Origin of the sequence: Spiroplasma endosymbiont of Lariophagus distinguendus, assembly GCF_023846195.1 — a bacterium.
In the GTDB taxonomy this organism is placed as follows: Bacteria; Bacillota_I; Bacilli_A; order Mycoplasmatales; family VBWQ01; genus Spiroplasma_E.
Window position 1 is genome coordinate 1 of the sequence record NZ_JALMUW010000071.1, and the last position, 4,667, is coordinate 4,667.

3 protein-coding genes are annotated in these 4,667 nt (G+C 25.3%); all 3 read left to right on the plus strand.

Translation table 4 applies throughout. The features are described 5' to 3' along the window. Positions 1 to 181: 181 nt before the first annotated feature. The 3 genes from uvrA (at position 182) to M0D11_RS05265 (ending at position 4,591) form a co-directional block, all read left to right on the plus strand. Entirely contained in the window at positions 182 to 3,052 is a 2,871-nt protein-coding gene (uvrA, locus tag M0D11_RS05255; RefSeq protein WP_252320750.1) for an excinuclease ABC subunit UvrA, read from the plus strand. A 55-nt stretch (positions 3,053 to 3,107) separates the two neighbouring features. Then, positions 3,108 to 3,971 (plus strand): hypothetical protein, encoded by an 864-nt coding sequence (locus tag M0D11_RS05260; RefSeq protein ID WP_252320752.1) that lies wholly within the window; start codon positions 3,108 to 3,110, stop codon positions 3,969 to 3,971. Between the two features lie 77 nt (positions 3,972 to 4,048). After that, positions 4,049 to 4,591 (plus strand): hypothetical protein, encoded by a 543-nt coding sequence (locus tag M0D11_RS05265; RefSeq protein WP_252320754.1) that lies wholly within the window; start codon positions 4,049 to 4,051, stop codon positions 4,589 to 4,591. Positions 4,592 to 4,667: the final 76 nt, after the last annotated feature.

Here is a 4,667-nt window from a genome sequence, read left to right on the forward strand (position 1 = left end):
TATGGCAGTTTTTATATACTTTTTTTGCACTAAATAATTTTAAAATTTTAAATATTGATTTAGATAATATTTTAAAATAATTATAATTGATATTCTTTAGTATTAATTAGCAATAATGCTATTAAAGTTAACTATATATAGTATATAATTAATTAGAAAGAGCATATAAGTGGAGGAATAAATGACAGATAATCAAAAATATATTACTGTTAAAGGTGCACGTGAACATAATTTAAAAAATGTTAATATTAAAATTCCAAAGTATAAGTTAGTAGTTATTACTGGTGTCTCAGGAAGTGGTAAATCATCATTAGCTTTTAATACAATTTATGCAGAAGGAAGGCGAAGATATGTTGAATCACTTTCAGCCTATGCTCGGCAATTTTTAGGAAACAGTGAAAAACCTGATGTTGATGCTATTGATGGTTTAGCACCAGCAATTTCTATTGATCAAAAAACTACAAGTAATAATCCTCGCAGTACTGTTGGTACTGTTACTGAAATTTATGATTATTTGCGTTTACTTTATGCACGGATTGGAACTCCTTATTGTAATAAGGGTCATGGTCCAATTAGCACGCAAACTTTAAAAGAAATGGTTAATAAAATTAAAACGTTAGAAGATAATACTAATATTGAAATTTTAGCACCAGTTATTAATGCTAAAAAAGGTAGTCATCAAGATTTATTAGCAAAATTAAAACAAGAAAATTTTTTGCGAGTTAAAATTAATAATAAAATATATAGTTTAGATGAACCAATTGAATTGAATAAATCATTACGTCATGATATTGATATTGTTATTGATCGTATTAAATTTACCAATGATGATAATACTATTTCACGAATTCATGATGCTTTAGAAGTTGCTTTAAATCATAGTAATGGTTTAGCAAAGGTTATTTTATCGCAAACAAATGAAACGTGATTATTTTCTCAAAAGTATGCTTGTAAAATTTGTGGATTTTCAATTCCCAGTTTAAAACCGCGTTTATTTTCTTTTAATGCACCCAGTGGAGCGTGTTTTGATTGTAAAGGTTTGGGAGTAAAATTAGAAGTTGACGAAGAATTATTAATGCCAGATTTAAAATTATCAATTAATGATGGTGGCATTGAGTATTATAAAAACTTAGTTGGTACTAGTAATTTAGAATGACAAAAATTAAAAGTTCTTTGTTATCATTATTTAATTGATTTGAATCAGCCATTAAAAAATTTAACAAAAGCACAACTTAATTATATTATGCGTGGTAGTGATGAAGCCATTACTTTCAGTATTACTTCGGCAAATGGTCGTAAATATCCTAATCATGATTATATTGAAGGTATTGCCACTTTAATTGAAAGACGTTTTTTAGAAACAACTAGTGATTTTGCCCGTGATTATTATCGTAAATTTATGAGTGAACGTACTTGTTTAACTTGTCAAGGAACAAGATTAAATGAATTTGCACTAGCAGTTAAAATTAAAGATGAAAATAATAAAGAAATGAATATTAGTCAATATACTAATTTAGACATCGAAGAAAGTTTAACATTTATGTTAAATATTAAATTATTACCTTATCAACAAGAAATTGCTAAATTAATATTAGTAGAAATCATTAATCGTTTAAGTTTTTTAACTAATGTTGGTTTAGGATATTTAAACTTATCACGAATGGCACAAACTTTATCTGGTGGTGAATCACAACGAATTCGATTAGCAACTCAAATTGGTTCACAATTAACGGGAGTATTGTATGTTCTTGATGAACCTTCAATTGGTTTACATCAACGTGATAATGTTAAGTTAATTGAAACTTTAAAACAAATGCGAGATCTTGATAATACATTATTAGTAGTAGAACACGATGAAGATACAATGTGAGCAGCAGATTGATTAATTGATATTGGTCCAAAAGCTGGAATTTATGGTGGTGAAGTAATTGCTGAAGGTACACCACAGCAAGTTGCTAATAATCCTAATTCAATTACTGGACAATATTTAAATGGTGAAAAATTTATTGCATTACCTAAATCAAGAAGAAGTGGTAATGGCAAAGTTATTGAAATTCAAGAAGCACAAGCTAATAATTTACGTAAAATAAATGTTAAATTACCTTTAGGTAAATTTATTTGTGTTACTGGTGTTTCAGGAAGTGGTAAATCAACGCTTGTTAATGATATTTTATATACTAGTATTCAAAAGTATTTAGGTTTAAAGGGACAACGACCAGGAAAACATAAAGCAATAAAAGGGATTGAATTTATTGATAAAATTGTTGCTATTTCGCAAGAACCGATTGGCAGAACACCAAGGAGTAATCCTGCTACTTATACTTCAGTTTTTGATGATATTCGTGATTTATTTACACAAACACCAGAAGCAAAAATTAGAGGATATGCTAAAGGTAGATTTTCATTTAATGTACCAGGAGGAAGATGTGAACGTTGTTCTGGTGATGGTGTTATTAAAATTGCGATGCATTTTTTACCTGATGTTTATGTAACTTGCGAAATTTGTGAAGGAAAACGTTATAATAGTGAAACATTACAAGTTAAATATAAAGGTAAAAATATTTATGATGTACTAGAACTGCCTGTTGATTTAGCATTAACTTTTTTTGCTAATCATCCAAAAATCCATAAAAAGTTAGCAATGATACAAGAAGTGGGATTAGGATATGTAAAATTAGGACAACCCGCTACTGAATTATCTGGTGGTGAAGCACAAAGAGTGAAACTAGCTAAAGAATTACAAAAACGTGCTACTGGCAAAACTATGTATATTTTAGATGAACCAACTACTGGTTTACACGTTGATGATATTAAAAGGTTAATTGAAGTTTTAAATAAAATTGTTAATCATGGTGATACTGTTGTTGTAATTGAACATAACTTAGAAGTTATTAAAGTTGCTGATTACATTATTGATCTAGGACCTGAGGGTGGTAAATTTGGTGGTGAAATCATTGCTACAGGAACACCAGAACAAGTAATAACAAATCCTAAGTCTTATACTGGACAATATTTAAAAGCAGTTATTAATCGCGATTTGAATAGAAAATAATTAAAATATTTTCTGTAGTATTCTTGAATTTTAACAAAAGAAGTGGAGAAATAAAATGTCTTTAGAAGTAGTACCAAATTTAAAAGAAATACTTATAAATTCAACTATACAAAATGTTAAAAGTAATATAATAAAGTTAAAAGAAGTTTTTAGCACTTCTTCTAATATACAATACTTAGAATATTGATTTATTTTTTTTGAAAAAGATTTTTTTAAAAAAAATTTAAAAATAATGGAAAAACAGTATCAATGAATGCAAAAATTTTTAGTGAAAGTAAAAGATGAAGTATTTAATGATGAAAGAAAAGAACTTGAATTTCTTTCTTTTAAGTTTGAAAAAGAAAATTTTTTTCCATGAGATAAAGAATTAGAGTTTGAATTACTTGAATTTACTTTAATGTGAGAGGAACAAAAACAGAAGGAAAAGGGTAAACTTATTGATAAAATTACAGCATTAAAAATAGAATTAAATTGTAAATTAAGTAGTAAAAAATGAGAATTAAAAGAAAAATTATATAAAATTAATAATCAACAAGAAATTATTTTAAATTTTCATAATAATAGTCTTAAAAAATTAGAAGTTTTTCAAAAACAGAAAACAAGTAAGATTTTTAAATTTAAAAGTAAATTAGTTAAGTTTTTCACTTTTGGTTATTATAATTTTGAAATAAGATTAGTTAATAGAATAGAATGTGAAAAAGTTGTTTTAAATAATCAAAAAGAGCAACTTTATAAAATTGGATTAAAAATTTGTAATATCAAAAAAAGTTTGAATAAAGTTGAAATAAAAATTAGAAAAAAAAGACAAAGACTTAATTTATTTAAAGAAAATATTGTCTCTCTTGTTAAGGAAATAAATTCAATTAATGTACAAAATACTGAAATTTCAACAAACAATAGATTAATAACACAACTATAGTTATTCTTTTTATTTGTAATCTAAAATTGGAGAAAATTATTTCCATTTATATGATAAAATTTTACTTATATATAGACATGAAAGGATTTGTCACTTTGGAAAAAAGAGTATATTTTTTAAAGTTTAATAAAAAAATTCTTAAAATGGATTTAATAAGTTTTGGAACTGGTTTAATAGGTATTTTTTTGGGAATTCTAAGTATTTTAGCATTACAACCTTTTTGAGATAATGATAAAGCATCACTTTGAATAACTGTTGTTGCAATTTTTTTTGATATTACTAGTTTTACTTTAGCTTTTCTACCTTTTTTCTTAATGTTCCGTTTAATTAGATTAAAGAAAACTTTGATAAAACAAAATATGAAATTATATCGAAAAGATCAATTTAGTATTTCGCTTGATTTTCTTAGTTTTTGTTTAGGTATTATTGGAACAAGTTGCGAAATTATTAGTGTTATTGTGCTTTTACCTCAATTTAATGATAATAAAGTTTTTTCATATCAAATTACTATTGTTGCTGTTGTTTTAAATATTATTAGTTGTATTACTTGTTTAATGGCAACATTAATTAGTATTAATATTATTAAAAATTATAAACAAAGAGTAAATTCTATTATTTAAATATGATAATGTCCACTTTTAGCATAATTATTTTTTGTACTATGACAAGCTAAATCAATTATGTTAAGATATTTTC